At 66.8% G+C, this 14976-nt stretch carries 16 protein-coding genes and 1 tRNA gene; 5 read left to right on the top strand and 12 right to left on the bottom strand.

Going from position 1 to position 14976, the window contains the following annotated elements:
• Window positions 1-4 precede the first annotated feature (4 nt).
• Window positions 5-1570, bottom strand: coding sequence for a murein biosynthesis integral membrane protein MurJ (gene murJ / locus ASG20_RS08865; RefSeq protein ID WP_056051219.1), 1566 nt, complete (start codon window positions 1568-1570; stop codon window positions 5-7).
• Window positions 1571-1589: 19 nt separating this feature from the next.
• On the bottom strand, window positions 1590-2102 hold the full coding sequence (gene secB / locus ASG20_RS08860; protein WP_056051217.1) for a protein-export chaperone SecB: 513 nt from the start codon (window positions 2100-2102) through the stop codon (window positions 1590-1592).
• 174 nt (window positions 2103-2276) lie between these two features.
• Between secB and ASG20_RS08855 the strand changes: the two genes are divergently transcribed.
• Genes ASG20_RS08855 through ASG20_RS08845 form a run of 3 tightly spaced genes read left to right on the top strand, consistent with a single transcriptional unit; the run spans window position 2277 to window position 4883 of the window.
• Complete coding sequence (locus ASG20_RS08855; RefSeq protein ID WP_133030444.1) at window positions 2277-2921, top strand: Tim44/TimA family putative adaptor protein; 645 nt, start codon at window positions 2277-2279, stop codon at window positions 2919-2921.
• Window positions 2921-4270 carry a murein transglycosylase A gene (gene mltA / locus ASG20_RS08850; protein ID WP_082470865.1) on the top strand — a complete coding sequence of 450 codons (1350 nt, stop codon included), beginning with the start codon at window positions 2921-2923 and terminating at the stop codon, window positions 4268-4270. Before ASG20_RS08855 ends, mltA begins: the two co-directional genes overlap by 1 nt.
• A complete protein-coding gene (locus tag ASG20_RS08845) occupies window positions 4245-4883 on the top strand; it encodes a Smr/MutS family protein (protein WP_056052885.1) in 639 nt (212 codons plus the stop codon). The genes mltA and ASG20_RS08845 overlap by 26 nt, the downstream gene beginning before the upstream one ends.
• A 52-nt stretch (window positions 4884-4935) precedes the next feature.
• Here the strand turns inward: ASG20_RS08845 and dapE are convergent, their stop codons facing one another.
• The 10 genes from dapE to ASG20_RS08790 form a co-directional block, all read right to left on the bottom strand.
• Window positions 4936-6060, bottom strand: coding sequence for a succinyl-diaminopimelate desuccinylase (gene dapE / locus ASG20_RS08840; protein WP_056051212.1), 1125 nt, complete (start codon window positions 6058-6060; stop codon window positions 4936-4938).
• On the bottom strand, window positions 6057-6728 hold the full coding sequence (locus tag ASG20_RS08835; protein ID WP_056051211.1) for a glutathione S-transferase: 672 nt from the start codon (window positions 6726-6728) through the stop codon (window positions 6057-6059). Before ASG20_RS08835 ends, dapE begins: the two co-directional genes overlap by 4 nt.
• A gap of 10 nt (window positions 6729-6738) precedes the next feature.
• Window positions 6739-7752, bottom strand: coding sequence for a phosphatase PAP2 family protein (locus tag ASG20_RS08830; RefSeq protein WP_082470864.1), 1014 nt, complete (start codon window positions 7750-7752; stop codon window positions 6739-6741).
• Between the two features lie 153 nt (window positions 7753-7905).
• Complete coding sequence (locus ASG20_RS08825) at window positions 7906-9333, bottom strand: S41 family peptidase (protein WP_231420271.1); 1428 nt, start codon at window positions 9331-9333, stop codon at window positions 7906-7908.
• A gap of 85 nt (window positions 9334-9418) precedes the next feature.
• Complete coding sequence (yihA, locus tag ASG20_RS08820) at window positions 9419-10036, bottom strand: ribosome biogenesis GTP-binding protein YihA/YsxC (RefSeq protein ID WP_056052878.1); 618 nt, start codon at window positions 10034-10036, stop codon at window positions 9419-9421.
• A 59-nt stretch (window positions 10037-10095) separates the two neighbouring features.
• Complete coding sequence (gene yidC / locus ASG20_RS08815; RefSeq protein WP_056051183.1) at window positions 10096-11802, bottom strand: membrane protein insertase YidC; 1707 nt, start codon at window positions 11800-11802, stop codon at window positions 10096-10098.
• On the bottom strand, window positions 11799-12044 hold the full coding sequence (gene yidD, locus ASG20_RS08810; RefSeq protein WP_056051180.1) for a membrane protein insertion efficiency factor YidD: 246 nt from the start codon (window positions 12042-12044) through the stop codon (window positions 11799-11801). The genes yidC and yidD overlap by 4 nt, the downstream gene beginning before the upstream one ends.
• Before the next feature lie 204 nt (window positions 12045-12248).
• Window positions 12249-12605, bottom strand: coding sequence for a ribonuclease P protein component (rnpA, locus tag ASG20_RS19000; RefSeq protein WP_231420272.1), 357 nt, complete (start codon window positions 12603-12605; stop codon window positions 12249-12251).
• A 56-nt stretch (window positions 12606-12661) separates the two neighbouring features.
• The gene (gene rpmH / locus ASG20_RS08795) at window positions 12662-12796 is read right to left on the bottom strand and encodes a 50S ribosomal protein L34 (protein WP_031393806.1); all 135 of its coding nucleotides are present in this window, start codon (window positions 12794-12796) and stop codon (window positions 12662-12664) included.
• 87 nt (window positions 12797-12883) lie between these two features.
• On the bottom strand, window positions 12884-13195 hold the full coding sequence (locus tag ASG20_RS08790; protein ID WP_056051160.1) for a hypothetical protein: 312 nt from the start codon (window positions 13193-13195) through the stop codon (window positions 12884-12886).
• Between the two features lie 115 nt (window positions 13196-13310).
• On the opposite strand from ASG20_RS08790, the gene ASG20_RS08785 reads away from it, so the two are divergent.
• Together ASG20_RS08785 and ASG20_RS08780 are read left to right on the top strand one after the other, a co-directional pair.
• A complete protein-coding gene (locus tag ASG20_RS08785) occupies window positions 13311-14819 on the top strand; it encodes a YifB family Mg chelatase-like AAA ATPase (protein WP_056051157.1) in 1509 nt (502 codons plus the stop codon).
• Window positions 14820-14885: 66 nt separating this feature from the next.
• Window positions 14886-14970: transfer RNA gene (locus ASG20_RS08780), tRNA-Leu, on the top strand.
• Window positions 14971-14976: the final 6 nt, after the last annotated feature.

Below are 14976 nucleotides of genomic sequence, written 5' to 3'. Positions count from 1 at the left end.
AACCTTACTTGGAACGACGCAGAAGCGTGGAGATGTCGCCCAGCCGGAACGCGCCGGTGAGCAGGGTCGCGATCGCATAGACGACACCGCCGGTCGTCACCAGCACGAGCATCGCCCCCCAGCGCTGGATGCTGATGCCCGTCACGAACGGCTGGAACAGGTCGTTGAGGAAATACATCACGACGCCCATGATCAGTGCGGCGACGAGCAGCCGCCACGTTCGCCGGCGCAGCCGCGCGTCGGGCGTGAAGTGTCCGCGACGGACCAGCGTCCGGTACAGCATGGCGACATTGACCGTGCTGGCGATCGCGGTGGCGAGCGGCGGGCCCATATGGCCGAGCGGCTTGATGAAGGCGAGGTTGAGGACGAGGTTCACGACCATCGACATCGTCGCATAGCGGACCGGGGTCTTCGTGTCGGAGCGCGCGTAATAGCCCGGCGTCAGGACCTTCACGAGAATGTACGAGGGCAGTCCGATCGAGAAGGCGGCGAGCGCCTGCGCGGTCGGCAGCGTCTGCGCGGCGGTGAACTTGCCGTGCTGGAAGAGCGCGGCGATGATCGGCCCGCCGCACACGATCAGCGCGACCGTCGCCGGCAGGGTCAGGAACAGCGCCAACTCCATCCCGCGGTTCTGCGTGGTCATCGCCTCGGCGTCCTCGCCGCGGCCGAGCTGGCGCGAGATGGTCGGCAGCAGGACGGTGCCGAGGCCGATCCCGATCAGCCCGAGTGGGAGCTGGTTCAGCCGGTCGGCGAAATAGATGTATGAGACCGAGCCCGCGGGCAGCAACGCAGCGGCCAGCGCGGTCGAGACGACGAGGTTGATCTGTACCGCGCCCGCGCCGGCGGCAGCAGGCCAGATCAGCGACATGAGCTTCTTCACGTCGGGGTTCATCTGCGGACGCTTGAGCCGGAGCTTCACGCCCGATGATCGGCACGCGTAGATCAGCCAGAGCAACTGTAGCGCGCCGGAAACGGTTACCGCGATCGCTTGGTTGCGGGCCGTCAGCAGCGGCTGGTGCTCGTGGAACAGCAGCAGCGCGGCGATCAGCGTCGCGTTCAGCAGGATCGGCGCGGCCGCGTTGATCCAGAACTTGTGCAGCGAATTGAGGATGCCGCCGAGCAGCGATACGAGGCTGATCAGCGGCAGATAGGGGAGCATGATCCGCGAAAGATGCACGACATAGTCGAACCGCTCGGCGCTCGCGCCGTTGAAGCCGAAGGTGAGCAGCCACGTCAGCGGCCATGCCGCGATCTCGAAGAGCACGGTCATCAGGATCAGCGTCGGCAGCAGCACCGACAGCGCATCCTCGGCGAACGCGATCCCGTCGGGCAGCCCGCGGCCGGACTTGTCGCCGACCTTCCGGTTGAACATCGGGATGAACGCGGCGGAGAATGCGCCCTCCGCAAAGAGGGCGCGGAACATGTTGGGAAGGCGGAACGCGATCAGGTACGCGTCCGACGCGAACCCCGCGCCGACGAACCGCGCGAACAGCGAGTCGCGTACCAGCCCCAGGATCCGGCTGGCGAGCGTCAGCCCGCCGACCGATCCCAGCGCCTTGGTAAGGTTCATTTATTCCGCCTCCGGTCGCTCAGGCCTGGCCGAAATCGCCGACGTTCGGCTGGACGCCCTGCTGCTCCGACTGCGTCAGGTACAGCTGGCCGAAGTCGATCGGCTCGAGCAGCAGCGGCGGGAAGCCACCGTCACGCACGGCATCCGACAGCACGCGGCGGGCGAACGGGAACAGCAGGCGCGGCGCCTCGCCCAGCAGGAACGGCTGAACGTGCTCGGCCGGGATGTTGCGCAGCCCGAACAGGCCCGCGTACGAAAGGTCGACGATGAACGCGACCTGGCCCTCGCTCTCGGCGCGGACGTCGATCTTGAGCACGACCTCGTGCACCTCGTCGCCGACCTGCGCAGCGCCGATGTTGAACTGCACGTCGATCGCCGGCGGGGTCTGGTTCTGGTAGACGGCCGGCGCGTTCGGGTTCTCGAACGACAGGTCCTTGACGTATTGCGAGATCAGCCCGGCGGCGGGGATCGTGTCCTCGCCATTCGCCAGCATCTGGTCGGGCGTCGTCACGCCGTTATCCTGGTCATCCATTCGTCATGTCCTTGAAGCTGTGGCTAGGCCGTAAAATCGGGACCGAACCGGAGCGCTGGCGCGTTCCCATCGGTCGAGCCGGTGCGATTAGCAGTGCCGGGGGGGTGTTTCAACGGGCGCGGGTTTGAATAACCACAGCTTTGGCCTATGTTGGACGCAAGATCGGAGGCACCGTTGTTTTACGTAGTTCTTCTCGCGATGGTGGCCGGGTTCCTCGCCATGCGTCTTTACAGCGTGCTTGGTAAGCGAACCGGGCATGAACAGCCGTTGCCGCGCGCGGCCGAAGAGCGTCCGGTGCCCGTGTCGGTGCCGCGGACGATTGATGCCGTCGCCGAACCGCGCGACGTCGCCAACCGCAATATCGAGCCGCAGGCGGAAGCCGGGCTTCGCGCGATCGTCGCGGGCGAGCCGGGCTTCGACGTCGGCCGCTTCCTCGAAGGGTCGCAGGCCGCGTACCGCATGATCCTCGAAGCGTTCTGGAAGGGCGACGAGGATGCGCTGGCCGATCTCGCGATCGACGACGTCCGCGCCGCGTTCGTCGAGGCGATCGCCGCGCGTCGCGAGGCAGGCGAAGTGCTCGACAACCGGCTCGTGTCGATCGAACGCGCGGTGATCGCCGATGCCAGTGTTTCCGGGCGCGATGCCCAGATCACGGTACGCTTCGATGCGGACATCGCGGCGGTCACGCGGGACGCGGAGGGCGTCGTCCTCGCCGGCTCGCTGACCGATGCCGTCGAGACGCATGACGTCTGGACGTTCGCGCGGACGCTGAAGAGCAGCGATCCGAACTGGAAGCTCGCGGACACCGACGAAGCCTGATGCGCGATTTCAGGGGGGGCGGGCTCGCGGGCCTGGGACTGGCGCTGCTGTTGAGCGCGTGCGTCGGCGGCGTCGAACCGCCCCGATCCGGGCCGGCACCGATCGACGGCCCAGCCAAGCGACCGAGCGAACCGGTCCGCGTCCATCCGTCGCGCGATACCGGGGCTTCCCCGAACATTCGTGGGATACAGATGCCGGCGCGGATCGTCGGTGCGGTGCCTATGCTGGCAGCACCGGTCGTGCCTGCGATCGAGCCTTTGAATGCTGCGGCCGCTGGCGTGGTGCCGGGCCCGGCCGTTGCCACGCTGCCGATCGATGACGGCCAGGCGCAGGCCGCGCTGGCAGCGTTCGTGACGAGCTGTCCGTCGCTGATGCGCCGAAACGATTCCTCGGGTCTGACGCGGGGTGCGGATTGGCAACCGGCATGCACCGCGGCGGCGTCCACCGATCGTCGCGATGCCCGGGCGTTCTTCGCGCAATGGTTCGAGGCGGCGCAGGTCGGTGACGGCAAGGCGTTCGCGACGGGCTATTACGAACCCGAGATCGCCGGGTCGCTCGAGCGCCGCGATGGCTATGCGCCGATCTACGGACGGCCGAACGATCTGATCGATGTCGATCTCGGCGCGTTTTCGACCGCGCTCAAGGGCAAGAAGGTTCGCGGTCGCGTCGATGGCAGCAACCTCGTACCCTATTACGACCGGACTGCGATCGAGCAGGGTGCGATTTCGGGGCGCGCGCCGATCCTTGCCTGGGCGCGCGATCCGGTCGAGCTGTTCTTCCTCCAGATCCAGGGCTCCGGGCGGTTGCGGCTGCCGGACGGCGAAATCCTGCGGATCGGCTATGCGACGCAGAACGGCCGCGATTATACGGGCATCGGCGCGCTGATGAAGTCGCGCGGGCTGCTCCAACCGGGCCAGACCTCGATGCAGGGCATCGTCGCGTGGCTGCACGCGCATCCCGCCGACGGGCAGGCAATCATGCGCGAGAACAAGAGCTTCGTGTTCTTCCGCGAACTGGAGGGGGCACCGCTGGGGGCACTCGGCTTGCCCGTCACGGGTCAGGTGAGCGCCGCCGCTGACGTCAAGTTCGTGCCGCTCGGTGCGCCCGTGTTCCTGTCGCTCGATCGTCAAGACGCGAGCGGCCTGTGGATCGCGCAGGATACCGGCGGCGCGATCAAGGGCAGCAATCGTTTCGACACCTTCTGGGGTGCGGGCGCGGCAGCCGAAGCGACTGCCGGCGGCATGGCCGGACGCGGCACCGCGTACCTGCTGCTGCCGATCGGGACGGTCGCGCGGTTGAACGCTCAGGGTAATGGGGCGCGATATGGCGGGCCGACCACTCAACCCTGACGAAGCCCAGCTTTGGGCGAGGGTAATGCAGACCGTGCGACCGATGCGCGTGGTCGCCGTGCGGATTCCTGAGCGCGCGCCGCCTTTGCCGCCACCGCCAAAGCCGGTCATCGGTCCGAACGGCAAGATCGTGCCCGCGCCGCCTGCGCCGATGGGGCGGGTGAAGCCGCTCGTTCGTACCGTCGTGACGCCGTACGCGGCAAGGGCGGGGGGCGGCGCGGGGGGCAAACCTGTCGTCGCGCGGCCGGCGGCCAAACCGATCACCGCCAACACGCTCGATGGCGGCTGGGACAAGCGCCTCACGCGAGGTGTGGTGAGCCCTGACAGTTCGATCGATCTGCACGGGCATACGCTGGCGTCCGCGCATGCGCTGCTCGATGTCGGCCTGGGCCGGGCGATCGCCCGTGGCGACCGCGTGTTGCTGCTGGTCACGGGAAAGCCGCCGCGGCCCGAAAGCGAACGCCCGCACGCCAGAGGCGCTATCCGGTCCGCGGTCGCCGACTGGCTGGCAGGTTCGCGTCATGCGGATTCGATCGCTGCGGTCCGCGGCGCGCATCCGCGACACGGCGGGCAGGGCGCGTTGTATATCGTCCTGCGCCGCGGCCGGGAGTAGACGAGTGCATTGATCCTCCCCTGGCGGGAAGGATCGAACGGGAATATCCGACTCAGGCCAGTGCGCGCGCGATCACGTCCGCATAGATATCCGTCAGCGTCCGCAAATCCTCGACCGCGACCGCCTCGTCGACCTTGTGCATCGTCGCGTTGATCAGCCCGAACTCGACCACCGGGCAGAGCTTCGAGAGGAAGCGCGCGTCGGAGGTGCCGCCGGTGGTCGACAGTTCCGGGGTGATCCCGGTTGCGCCCGCAATGGCCTGCGACAACAGCGTCGAGAACGCCCCCGGCGCGGTAAGAAACGATTCGCCCGACACCTTGCCCGTCACCATCACGCCCGGCGCGTGTCGCTCGGCAATCGTGCGGATACGGTCGATCAGGTCCGCCCCGCGGTGGCGATCGTTGAACCGGATGCTGAGCCGTGCGGACGCCTTGGCGGGGATGACGTTGTGCGCGGGGTTGCCGACGGTGATGTCGGTGACTTCGATGTTCGACGGCTGAAACCAGTCGGTCCCCTCGTCGAGCACCACGGCGTCGATCCCCGCGAGGATCGCGATCAGCCGCGGGATCGGATTGTCGGCGAGATGCGGGTAGGCGACGTGACCTTGGCGTCCCGGTACGTCGATCCAGATGTTGACCGAACCGCGCCGGCCGATCTTGATCATGTCGCCAAGCCGCGCGGTCGAGGTGGGTTCGCCGACCAGGCACAAGTCCGGCACGATCCCGCGCGCCGCCATCCGCTCCATCAACGCCACGGTGCCGTAGGTGGCGGGGCCCTCCTCGTCGCCGGTGATGATCAGCGACAGCGTACCGGCATCGCTCCGGCTGGCGGCAGCGACGAACGCGGCGACCGCGCCCTTCATGTCAACCGCGCCGCGACCGTATAGCAGACCGCCGCGGACCTCGCCGGACCAGGGCGAACCGGTCCAGCCTTCGCCGGGCGGCACGACATCGACATGGCCGGCGAAGGCGAGATGGCGGGGGCCGTCGCCGCGCACCGCGAGCAAATTCTCGACCGGCCCGTCGGGCGCATCGCCGCTCATGAAGCGATCGACCGCGAAACCGAGCGGGACGAGCGCGGCTTCCAGCACATCGAAGACGGTACCGCGCGCGGGCGTGACGCTATCCGCGCGGAGCAGCGCCTGTGTCAGCGCGACCGGGTCGATCGGCCCGCTCATGCAGGCGTCGGAACCGGCTGCTCGAATTGTTCGAGGACCCATTCCTCTTCCTGCGCCGCAGCGATCCAGTCCTGCATGAACGGGTGTTCGAACATCGCCTGCATGTAGCCCGCCGCAAAGCGTGCGATCGGCAGCTGGTACGTGACGATCCGCGTCACCAACGGCGCAAACATAATATCTGCCGCCCCAAACTGGCCGAACAGGAAATCGCCGCCGCCACCGAAACGTGCGCGCGCCTGCGCCCAGATCTCCATGACCCGCTGCAACTCGGCGAGCACGTCGTCGTCGGGCGTGCTTGCCGGAAACACCTGGCGCACGTTCATGCTGTGCTTGCGACGCAGCGCGGCAAAGCTCGAATGCATCTCGGCCGCCATCGACCGTGCCATCGCACGTGCGGCATTGTCCTCGGGCCAGAAGCGGTCGCGACCGACCTTGTCGGCGAGATAGTCGACGATCGCCAGGCTGTCCCAGACCACCGCGTCGCCGTCCCACAGGATCGGCACCTTGCCCGAGGACGGCGCGAACTCGTCGCCCGAGCGGCGCTTTTCCCAGTCGGCGTCGTACATCGGCACGACCACCTCTTCGAAGAGCAGCCCGGATTGTTTGCAGGCGAGCCAGCCGCGAAGCGACCAGGACGAATAGGCCTTGTTGCCGATGATCAGTTTCATGGCAGCGGTGCTAGCCGCGTCGGCGGGCGGGGGCAACGTCGGGCATCGGCACGACGCCAGCGCGTTCACGCGGCATGATCCGGTGGAGCACACCGATGGCAGCCAGCGCCACGACCGTGCCGAGGATGATGTCGATGAGATAATGCGTGCCTTCGACCGGTGTCGACAGCAGCATCGCGGTGTTGATCGCGACGACCGGCCAGCGCAGTCGCGGCAACCGCCATGCGGCGTTGATGTAGAGCGTCGCGGCGGCGGCGTGGAAGCTCGGCGCCGAAACGATGCCGCGCAGATGACCGAGATCGACCACGCGCACGCTGTGATCGCGTAGCGCCGGGATCAGCCCCTGCTGCCACTGCTCGCTCTCCGGCATGTAGGCGATCGGGCCGTGCCACAGATACGAGAACGGACCGATCGCCGGCATGAACGCGTAAAGGATCAGCGTGCCGATCGCGGTCAGCCAGAACGTCGCGAGGAAACGGTGTGCAGCAACGCGGTCGCCGGTGAAGGCGAAGGTCGCGAACAGGATGACGGGCGTCAGGTAGATGCTTCGATACGCCGCGAGACCGAGCGATTGCAGGATCGGCGTCGCCGCGACGAGCCGGTACCAAGCGAGCCAGTCGAACTGCAGCAACGCGTCGATCCGCTGCAGCGCGGCGTCGTGGAACCCGTGGGTCATCGCCGCGACGGGATAGCTCGCGACCGCGCCCATCAACGCCAGCAGTGTGAAGACGCCGTAATATTCGGCACAATCGGCGATCGCTCGGGCGTGGCGCCAGGGCCGGTCGCGAAGGCCGAAGCGCAAGGCAAACAGCCCAATGCCGCTGACGTAGAACGGCATGTTGTCCGCGTCGTACGGGTCGATCGAGAGACCGGCGATGCGCATCATCGCGGTCAACAGCGCCAGGCTGAGGATCATCCCGCCGCCGACCCACCACCCGTAGTCGGGCAGGCTGGCGTTCGCGGGCGCGGTGGTACGGTACTCGGCGGCGCGCGGCCGGGTGGCTGTAATGGAAACGTCACTCATGGTCGGCGAACGCGTATCACATCGGGAAAAACAAGCGACCCCCGTCGGCCGGATCAGCTTTCGCTTGGCTGAACGGGATCGAGTGGGCCTCGGTTCACCCGCGGGACGTCGCCTGTTGCTATGCAGGCGACGTCCCCGGTATGCGACCCCTTGTTAGAACGAGCCGGGGACCATCCGTTGTGCGGTGGTCGGGGCGGCGGGGATCAGCAGGTCCTTCCGCGTGCTCGCGGTGGTCCGTGCCGATTGCGCGCTGACATCGCTGGTGATCGCCGAGCATGTGCGGCCGGCGAGGAAGTCGAGCGCGCGACGCGTCGAGGCTTCACGCGAATCGCCGAGCGGATAGCCGATGTCGTCGTCCGCGCGGCAGGTCGCCTCGACGGTCGATGCCAGGCCATCGAAGTAATTGCCGTTGCGCGCCGCGTTCTGCGTGGCGAACGCGATCACGCGGAGGCGATCGTCGCAGGCCGGTTTGTCGAGCGCTATCTGGCCGACCGGCTTGCCATAGGTGTTGGTGCCGATCAGCGCGGCATTGGCGTGGAGATAGGGGGTGAACGCGTTGATCACGAGTTCGCTCGCCGATGCCGTCCCCCCGCTGCCGATGAACGCGATCCGTGTCGGGGCGATCGATTCGGGCTGTGGCGCGAAAAAGCGCGTCGTGTTGTTCGACGCCTTCTCGGTGCGGAACGTCGTGTAGTCGAACACTTCCGACGTCGATCGGCCGCCGCCGAGCAGGTCGCCGAGATACTCGGCGGTCCCGACCAGCCCGCCGCCATTGTAGCGCAGATCGACGATGACGTTGGTCACGCCCTTGGCGCGGAAATCGGCGAACGCAGCCTTCAGCGCGGGTTCGGCGGTCGAGATGAAGGTGCGCAGGTTGATGTAGCCGACGCGTTGGCCGTTATCGTCGATGATCTTCGCGCCGTACCGCGTCGACACCGGCAGCAAGGTGAAGTCGGCCTTGGCAACCGTCACGTTCCGGGCTCCCGCAGCATCGGACACGCGGAATACGCGCGCCGTGCCGGTGGTGTCGGGACCCAAGGCCGTGGTCAGTCCTGCGGTGCCTTCGGCGGCGATGATCGCGCTGACCGTGCGGAGATTAGCCGCCGTCGTGCCGATCGCCAGGATCTCCGTGCCGCGATCGATCCCGGCTGCAAGTGCGGGAGCCCCCTCGAACGACTCGGTCGCGAACAGCCGCTGGCCGGTCTGATCGAGCGCGAACCGGATGCCGAACCCCGCGCTCGACCCCGACGTATAATAGGCGGTCTCTTCCTTGATCGACGTCAGATAGGTGAAATACCGGTCCTTGCGCTGCGCCCGCGCGGTGGCGGTCAGCGCATCGATGTAATCGTCGACCGTGCTGTACGCCGCGGGGCTCAGGGTTGCGGGCAACGTGTCCGGGAAGAGATACCATTCGCGCAATTGTGCGGCGGCCCAGTCCTGGCGCTCCCGTAACGAGCAGCCCGCAGTCGGGGTTGGTGTCGCGGATGTGCTGCCTCCCGTCGAGACCGACCCGCTGTCGCTACCCCCGCAACCCGACAGCATAGCCGCCATCGCCAGCATCGCCCCTGCACGCATACGCATCCCGTATTCTCCCCTTTGACGGGGCGTTACGGAGTTTGACGAACGGTGTCAGGCGGAATCAGTCGATCGATCCGCAATCGTTCTTTTAGCTGACCGCTTCGACCACCGCAGCGCGGAGTTCGGGGATACCCATGCCGTATTCGCTCGACGTGACGAGGATGTCGGGATGCGCGGCCGGACGCTTGCGCGCCTCGATTGCGGTGCGCTCCGTCACCTCGACCAGCTCGGACGCCTTGATCTTGTCCGCCTTGGTCAGGACCATGCGGTAGCTCACGGCAGCCTTGTCGAGCATCTCGAGAATCTCGCGGTCGACGTCCTTGATGCCGTGGCGCGAGTCGATCAGCACGAGTGCGCGCTTGAGGACGTCACGCCCGCGCAGGAAGTCGTTGATCAGGAAGCGCCATTTCTTGACGACGTCCTTGGGCGCCTTGGCGAACCCGTAGCCGGGCATGTCCACGAGCCGGAACGCGAGCGGCGCGCCGACGTCGAAGAAGTTCAGCTCCTGCGTGCGGCCCGGCGTGTTGGACGTGCGCGCCATCGAATTGCGCCCGGTGAGCGCGTTCAACAGCGACGACTTGCCGACGTTCGAGCGACCCGCGAACGCCACTTCCGGCACCGACGCGTCGGGCAGGAACTCGAGCGTCGGCGCCGACTTCAGGAAGCCGACATGCCCCGCGAACAATTTGCGCGCGTGCTCGAGCATCTCGGGGGTGAACGGTGCGTCGGTCTGCTCGAGGTCAGGACCTAAGTTGGGAACGTCGTTCACTTGGTCACCGGCACTTTCAGGCCCGGATGGCGGGCGTAGAGCAGCTTCTGCTGGATGATCGTCAGGCAGTTCGAGGTGATCCAGTAGACCTGGAGGCCGACCGCGAACGGCGCCATCACGAACATCAGCACCCATGGCAGCAGCGCGAAGACCTGCTTCTGCGTGTCGTCCATCGGCGTCGGGTTCAGCTTGAACTGGAAGTACATGCTGATGCCGAGGATGATCGGCACGACCCCGATCGCGATCATGTGCGGCGGCGTGAAGGCGAGCAGGCCGAACAGGTTGAGCGGCGTCAGCGGATCGGGTGCGGACAGATCCTTGATCCACAGCACGAAATGCTGATGACGCATTTCGATCGTCAGCATCAGCACCTTGTACAGCGCGTACATGATCGGGATCTGGAGCAGCGTCGGGGCACAACCGGCGAGCGGGTTGACGCCCTCGGCCTTGTACAGCGCCATCGTCTCCTGCTGCAGGCGGACCTTGTCGTCCTTGTGCTTTTCCTGAAGCGCCTTCGCCTTGGGCTGGACGGCGCGCATCGCCGCCATCGACTTGAACTGACGCTGCGCGATCGGGAACAACAGGCCGCGGATCGTCACGGTCAGCAGGATGATCGCGACACCGAAGTTGCCGATCGTGCGGAACAACAGGTCCAAGTAATAGAAGATCGGCTTCTCGACGATCCGGAACCAGCCCCAGTCGATCGCGTAGTCGAGCTTCGCGACGCCTTCCTTGTCGGTGTAGCGATCGAGCAGCCGGACTTCCTTGGCGCCCGCGAAGAAGCGCGAGGTCTGCGTGATCGCCTGGCCGGGTGCGAGCTGCTTGGGCTGGAGCGCGTAATCGGCCTGGTACGCCTTGTTGGCGCCGGCGCGGAACTGGCCGTCGAACGACTGACCCTGGTCGGGGATGATCGCGGTCAGCCAGTATTTGTCTGTGAAGCCGAGCCAGCCGCCGGTCGTCGTGAACTTCTGCGCGGCGGCGTCGATGTCCTTGTAGTTCGGGCGGTAATGCGCGCCGCCATTGTCGACCGACATCGGCCCGACATGGATCGTCATCGATGACGGATCCTTCGAGATCCCGACGCGGTTGACGAGGCCATAGGTGGCGACGGGGACGGGCGCGGTGCCGGCGTTGAGGACGGTCTGGCGGACCGTGAACATGTAATCCTGGTCGACCGCGATCTGGATGCGAAACCGTTGCCCGGTGGCGTTGGTCGCGTCGAGCGTGACCGGCGTGGTCGGCGTCAGCGTGGTCGCGCCCGAGGGCGTCCAGACGGCGTCGGCGGCGGGCGGGGTCAGCCCTTGCGCGCGCCAGCCGAAGCTTGCGAAATACGCGTCGGGCGCGCCGGCGGGCGAGAGCAGGCGGATCGGCGGCGAGTTCTTCGCGACCGTCTCGTCATAGCCCTTGAGCACGAGATCGTCGATCCGCGCGCCCTTCAGGTTGATCGAACCGGACACGCGCGGAGTCTCGATGCGGATGCGCGGCGTTTCGGCGATCACCGCGGCGCGATCGCGCACCGCGGCGGCACCGTCCGCGGCCGGATCGGCGGCGGGGTTGGCGACGGCCTTGGTCTTGCCGGCTTCGATCTTCGTGACCGGCGGATTCGCGGTCGGGAAGAACTTGCCCTGGATCAGCGGCCATCCGAACAGGATCAGCGCCGCGATCACCGCGAACAGCACGAAATTCTGCTTGTCGTCTTTCACAGGGCGGCGTCTTTCAGTTTCTTGTCGATATCTGGGACCGGATCGGGGCCGTACCCGCCCCACGGATGACAACGCGCGATACGCTTCGCCGCCAACCAGCCCCCCTTGAGCGCGCCATAGCGCCCAACGGCCTCGATTGCATAGGCGGAACACGAAGGATCGTAGCGGCAACTCGACGGCAGGACGAGCGAGGGCCCGAGTTGCCATGCGCGGGCGAGGAGGATGAGGAGGCGGGCTAGCATGTCAAAACCGACGCTCGCGCACGTCAATAGCGTGTTTCCCCGCGAAGGCGGGGACCCAGTCTGGGCTCCCGCCTTCGCGGGAGAACAAGGAGCGGGGGAGGCGCGTCGAGTAACACTCGTTCTTCCGCCATCCCAACCCCAAAACCACCCCGGCGAAGGCCGGGGCCCAATCGGGGGACATTGGTAAAGAGGCGCAGCCACTCATCACGGCCGCTTTCCCACTTGGGCCCCGGCCTTCGCCGGGGTGGTGGCCTGTGCTGGGCTGGTAGTTTCTGCTGAGGTGTTCGCAGCAGCTTGCGGCGTAACCTTGCGAAACGCCTTTTCAAGCTCGGTCCGCAACAAAGCGTAATCCCGCTCGACCCCGCCGTTACGCCCGATCAAAACATGATCGGCCCCAGCAACGCCGCGTTCCGCCAACAGCTCGCGCGCCAGCGCCCGCAACCGCCGTTTCATGCGGTTGCGGACGACGGCGTTGCCGATCTTCTTGGTGACGGTGAAGCCGATTCGCATCGTCTCGTCACCGTCATCGCGGGGGCGCATGAGCAGGACGAATCCCGGCATCGGTGCGCGCTTCCCCGCATTCGCCGCGAGAAAATCGCGGCGCTTGTCGAGAATTTTTAGGCCGACAGCTTCTTGCGACCGCGGGCGCGGCGTGCGTGGATCACTGCCCGGCCGCCGACCGTCGCCATCCGTGCGCGGAAGCCGTGACGGCGTGCGCGTACCAGGTTGCTCGGCTGAAAGGTCCGCTTCATTGGTCATTCCCTAGGTCATCAAATAGAAAACGGCCGCCACGGGGACGGCCTTGATGGCTGGGCGCTTACGGAAAGGGGCCGGGGAAGTCAATTCACACCGGTCGCGGCAGTGGCGCTTTTAGCCGCCTTCGCGCGCTCGTGCCGGCGCATCGCGCTCTGCCGACGCATCATCCGATCGACGAAATGCCCGGTCTTCGGCCAGCGCCGCTTCAGCCGCGCCCATTTCAGCCGCGCCCAGCGCGAATTGCGCAGCACCAGCACCATCCCACCCGCGAACAGGAATATCCCCGCCGGTCCCGGCAGCGGCGCGAGAATCGGCGCACTCAGGATCAGCACGATCCCGAGCAGCAACTGGCCGAAGCGAAGAACGGGGGAGCGGACTGCTTTCACGGAAGGCATGTGGGTCCGGTGTATTAGGATGGCAAGACGGTGGGGCGATCGGTGCGACGCGTCCTTGCAGACATGGCAAATCGGGTATGAATAAGGCGTGACGTCGTGTCGCGGGGGAGCGGGCATGGCGGCGATCGTGGCGACGGTGGCGTATCTCGGGCTGGAAGCACGCGCGGTCGAGGTGCAAGTCCAACTGATTCCAGGACTTCCTGCATTCAACGTCGTCGGCCTCGCGGACAAGGCGGTCGGCGAAAGTCGCGAACGCGTGCGGGGCGCGATCGCCGGGATGGGGCTGTCGCTGCCGCCGAAACGCATCGCGGTGAACCTGTCGCCCGCCGATCTCCCGAAAGAAGGATCGCATTTCGATCTTCCTATCGCGCTAGCGTTGCTCGCAGCGATGGGCGTGGTCGATGCCGAAGCGTTGGCGGACTACGTGATCGTTGGCGAACTCGGGCTCGATGCGCGGATCACCGCGTCGCCGGGCGTGCTGCTCGCGGCGCTGCATGCGTCGGAAGTGGGGAAGGGGCTCGTCTGTCCGGCGGCGCAAGGATCGGAGGCGGCATGGGCCGGCGAGATCGAGGTGATCGCCGCGCCGGACCTTTTGTCGCTGCTCAACCACTTCAAGGGCCACGGCCTGCTCAGCCCACCCAAGCCCGGCGTCGCGGAACAGTCCGACCGTGGCCCGAACCTGCGGCAGGTAAAGGGGCAGGAGACTGCCAAGCGCGCGCTGGAGATCGCTGCCGCCGGATCGCATAATTTGCTGATGGTTGGCCCGCCCGGCTCCGGCAAATCGCTGATGGCGTCGTGCCTGCCGGGCATCCTTCCGCCTCTAGACCCGGCCGAAGCGCTGGAAGTGTCGATGGTCCAGTCGGTCGCCGGCACTCTCTCAGGCGGGCGTTTGACCCGAACCCGCCCGTTCCGCGCGCCGCACCATTCTGCATCGATGGCGGCACTTACCGGCGGCGGGCTGAAGGTGAAGCCGGGCGAGGTCAGCCTCGCGCATCTCGGCGTGCTGTTCCTCGACGAACTCCCCGAGTTCCAGCGCGCCGTGCTCGATTCGCTGCGGCAACCGCTGGAAACCGGCACGGTCAGCGTCGCGCGGGCCAACGCGCACGTAACGTTCCCTGCTCGCGTGCAATTGATCGCAGCGATGAACCCGTGCCGATGCGGCCACCTCGGCGATGCGAGCCTAGCCTGCGCGCGCGCCCCGAAATGCGCCGCGGATTATCAGGCGAAGGTCTCCGGTCCGCTACTCGACCGAATTGATCTGCACATCGACGTCCAGGCGGTCAGCGCCGCCGACCTGATCCTCCCGCCGCCGACCGAAGGTTCGGCCGAAGTCGCCGCTCGCGTCGCCGCCGCCCGTGCGATCCAGGCAGACCGGTATCGAGACCACCCGGTTCGCACGAATGCGGAGGCTGACGGCGCATTGCTCGACGCCGTTGCCACGCCCGACGAAGCCGGCCGCAAGCTTCTCGCCCAAGCCGCCGAAGCGATGCGGCTGACCGCGCGAGGCTACACGCGCATCCTCCGTGTCGGCCGCACCATCGCCGATCTCGCCGGCAGCGAGACCGTCGGCCGCATCCACATCGCCGAGGCGCTCAGCTACCGCCGCCAACCGCCGAGAAACTGAACGGTCACAATTCCTCGCCGAGATGGCTTGCGGCGAACGAAAGCTTCGTCTAGCCAACCCGCCGCTGCCCCTGTGGCGAAATTGGTAGACGCGACCGACTCAAAATCGGTTGCCGCAAGGCATGCTGGTTCGATTCCGGCCAGGGGCACCATCTCTC

Origin of the sequence: Sphingomonas sp. Leaf198, from assembly GCF_001424005.1 — a bacterium.
In the GTDB taxonomy this organism is placed as follows: Bacteria; Pseudomonadota; Alphaproteobacteria; order Sphingomonadales; family Sphingomonadaceae; genus Sphingomonas.
Note: the sequence above shows the minus strand (reverse complement) of the source record. Positions and strands in the feature narration are given on the sequence as shown.

Bases quoted from the DNA above. Each gene is read 5' to 3' on its own strand.
- ASG20_RS08790 (WP_056051160.1), bottom strand. From the start codon at position 13,195: ATGCCTTCCGTGAAAGCAGTCCGCTCCCCCGTTCTTCGCTTCGGCCAG.
- yihA (WP_056052878.1), bottom strand. From the start codon at position 10,036: ATGCTCGAGCACGCGCGCAAATTGTTCGCGGGGCATGTCGGCTTCCTG.
- ASG20_RS08845 (WP_056052885.1), top strand. From the start codon at position 4,245: ATGGCGGGCCGACCACTCAACCCTGACGAAGCCCAGCTTTGGGCGAGG.
- yidD (WP_056051180.1), bottom strand. From the start codon at position 12,044: ATGCTAGCCCGCCTCCTCATCCTCCTCGCCCGCGCATGGCAACTCGGG.
- mltA (WP_082470865.1), top strand. From the start codon at position 2,921: ATGCGCGATTTCAGGGGGGGCGGGCTCGCGGGCCTGGGACTGGCGCTG.
- rnpA (WP_231420272.1), bottom strand. From the start codon at position 12,605: ATGCCGGGATTCGTCCTGCTCATGCGCCCCCGCGATGACGGTGACGAG.
- ASG20_RS08835 (WP_056051211.1), bottom strand. From the start codon at position 6,728: ATGAAACTGATCATCGGCAACAAGGCCTATTCGTCCTGGTCGCTTCGC.
- murJ (WP_056051219.1), bottom strand. From the start codon at position 1,570: ATGAACCTTACCAAGGCGCTGGGATCGGTCGGCGGGCTGACGCTCGCC.
- ASG20_RS08825 (WP_231420271.1), bottom strand. From the start codon at position 9,333: ATGCGTATGCGTGCAGGGGCGATGCTGGCGATGGCGGCTATGCTGTCG.
- ASG20_RS08785 (WP_056051157.1), top strand. From the start codon at position 13,311: ATGGCGGCGATCGTGGCGACGGTGGCGTATCTCGGGCTGGAAGCACGC.
- rpmH (WP_031393806.1), bottom strand. From the start codon at position 12,796: ATGAAGCGGACCTTTCAGCCGAGCAACCTGGTACGCGCACGCCGTCAC.
- secB (WP_056051217.1), bottom strand. From the start codon at position 2,102: ATGGATGACCAGGATAACGGCGTGACGACGCCCGACCAGATGCTGGCG.
- ASG20_RS08830 (WP_082470864.1), bottom strand. From the start codon at position 7,752: ATGAGTGACGTTTCCATTACAGCCACCCGGCCGCGCGCCGCCGAGTAC.
- dapE (WP_056051212.1), bottom strand. From the start codon at position 6,060: ATGAGCGGGCCGATCGACCCGGTCGCGCTGACACAGGCGCTGCTCCGC.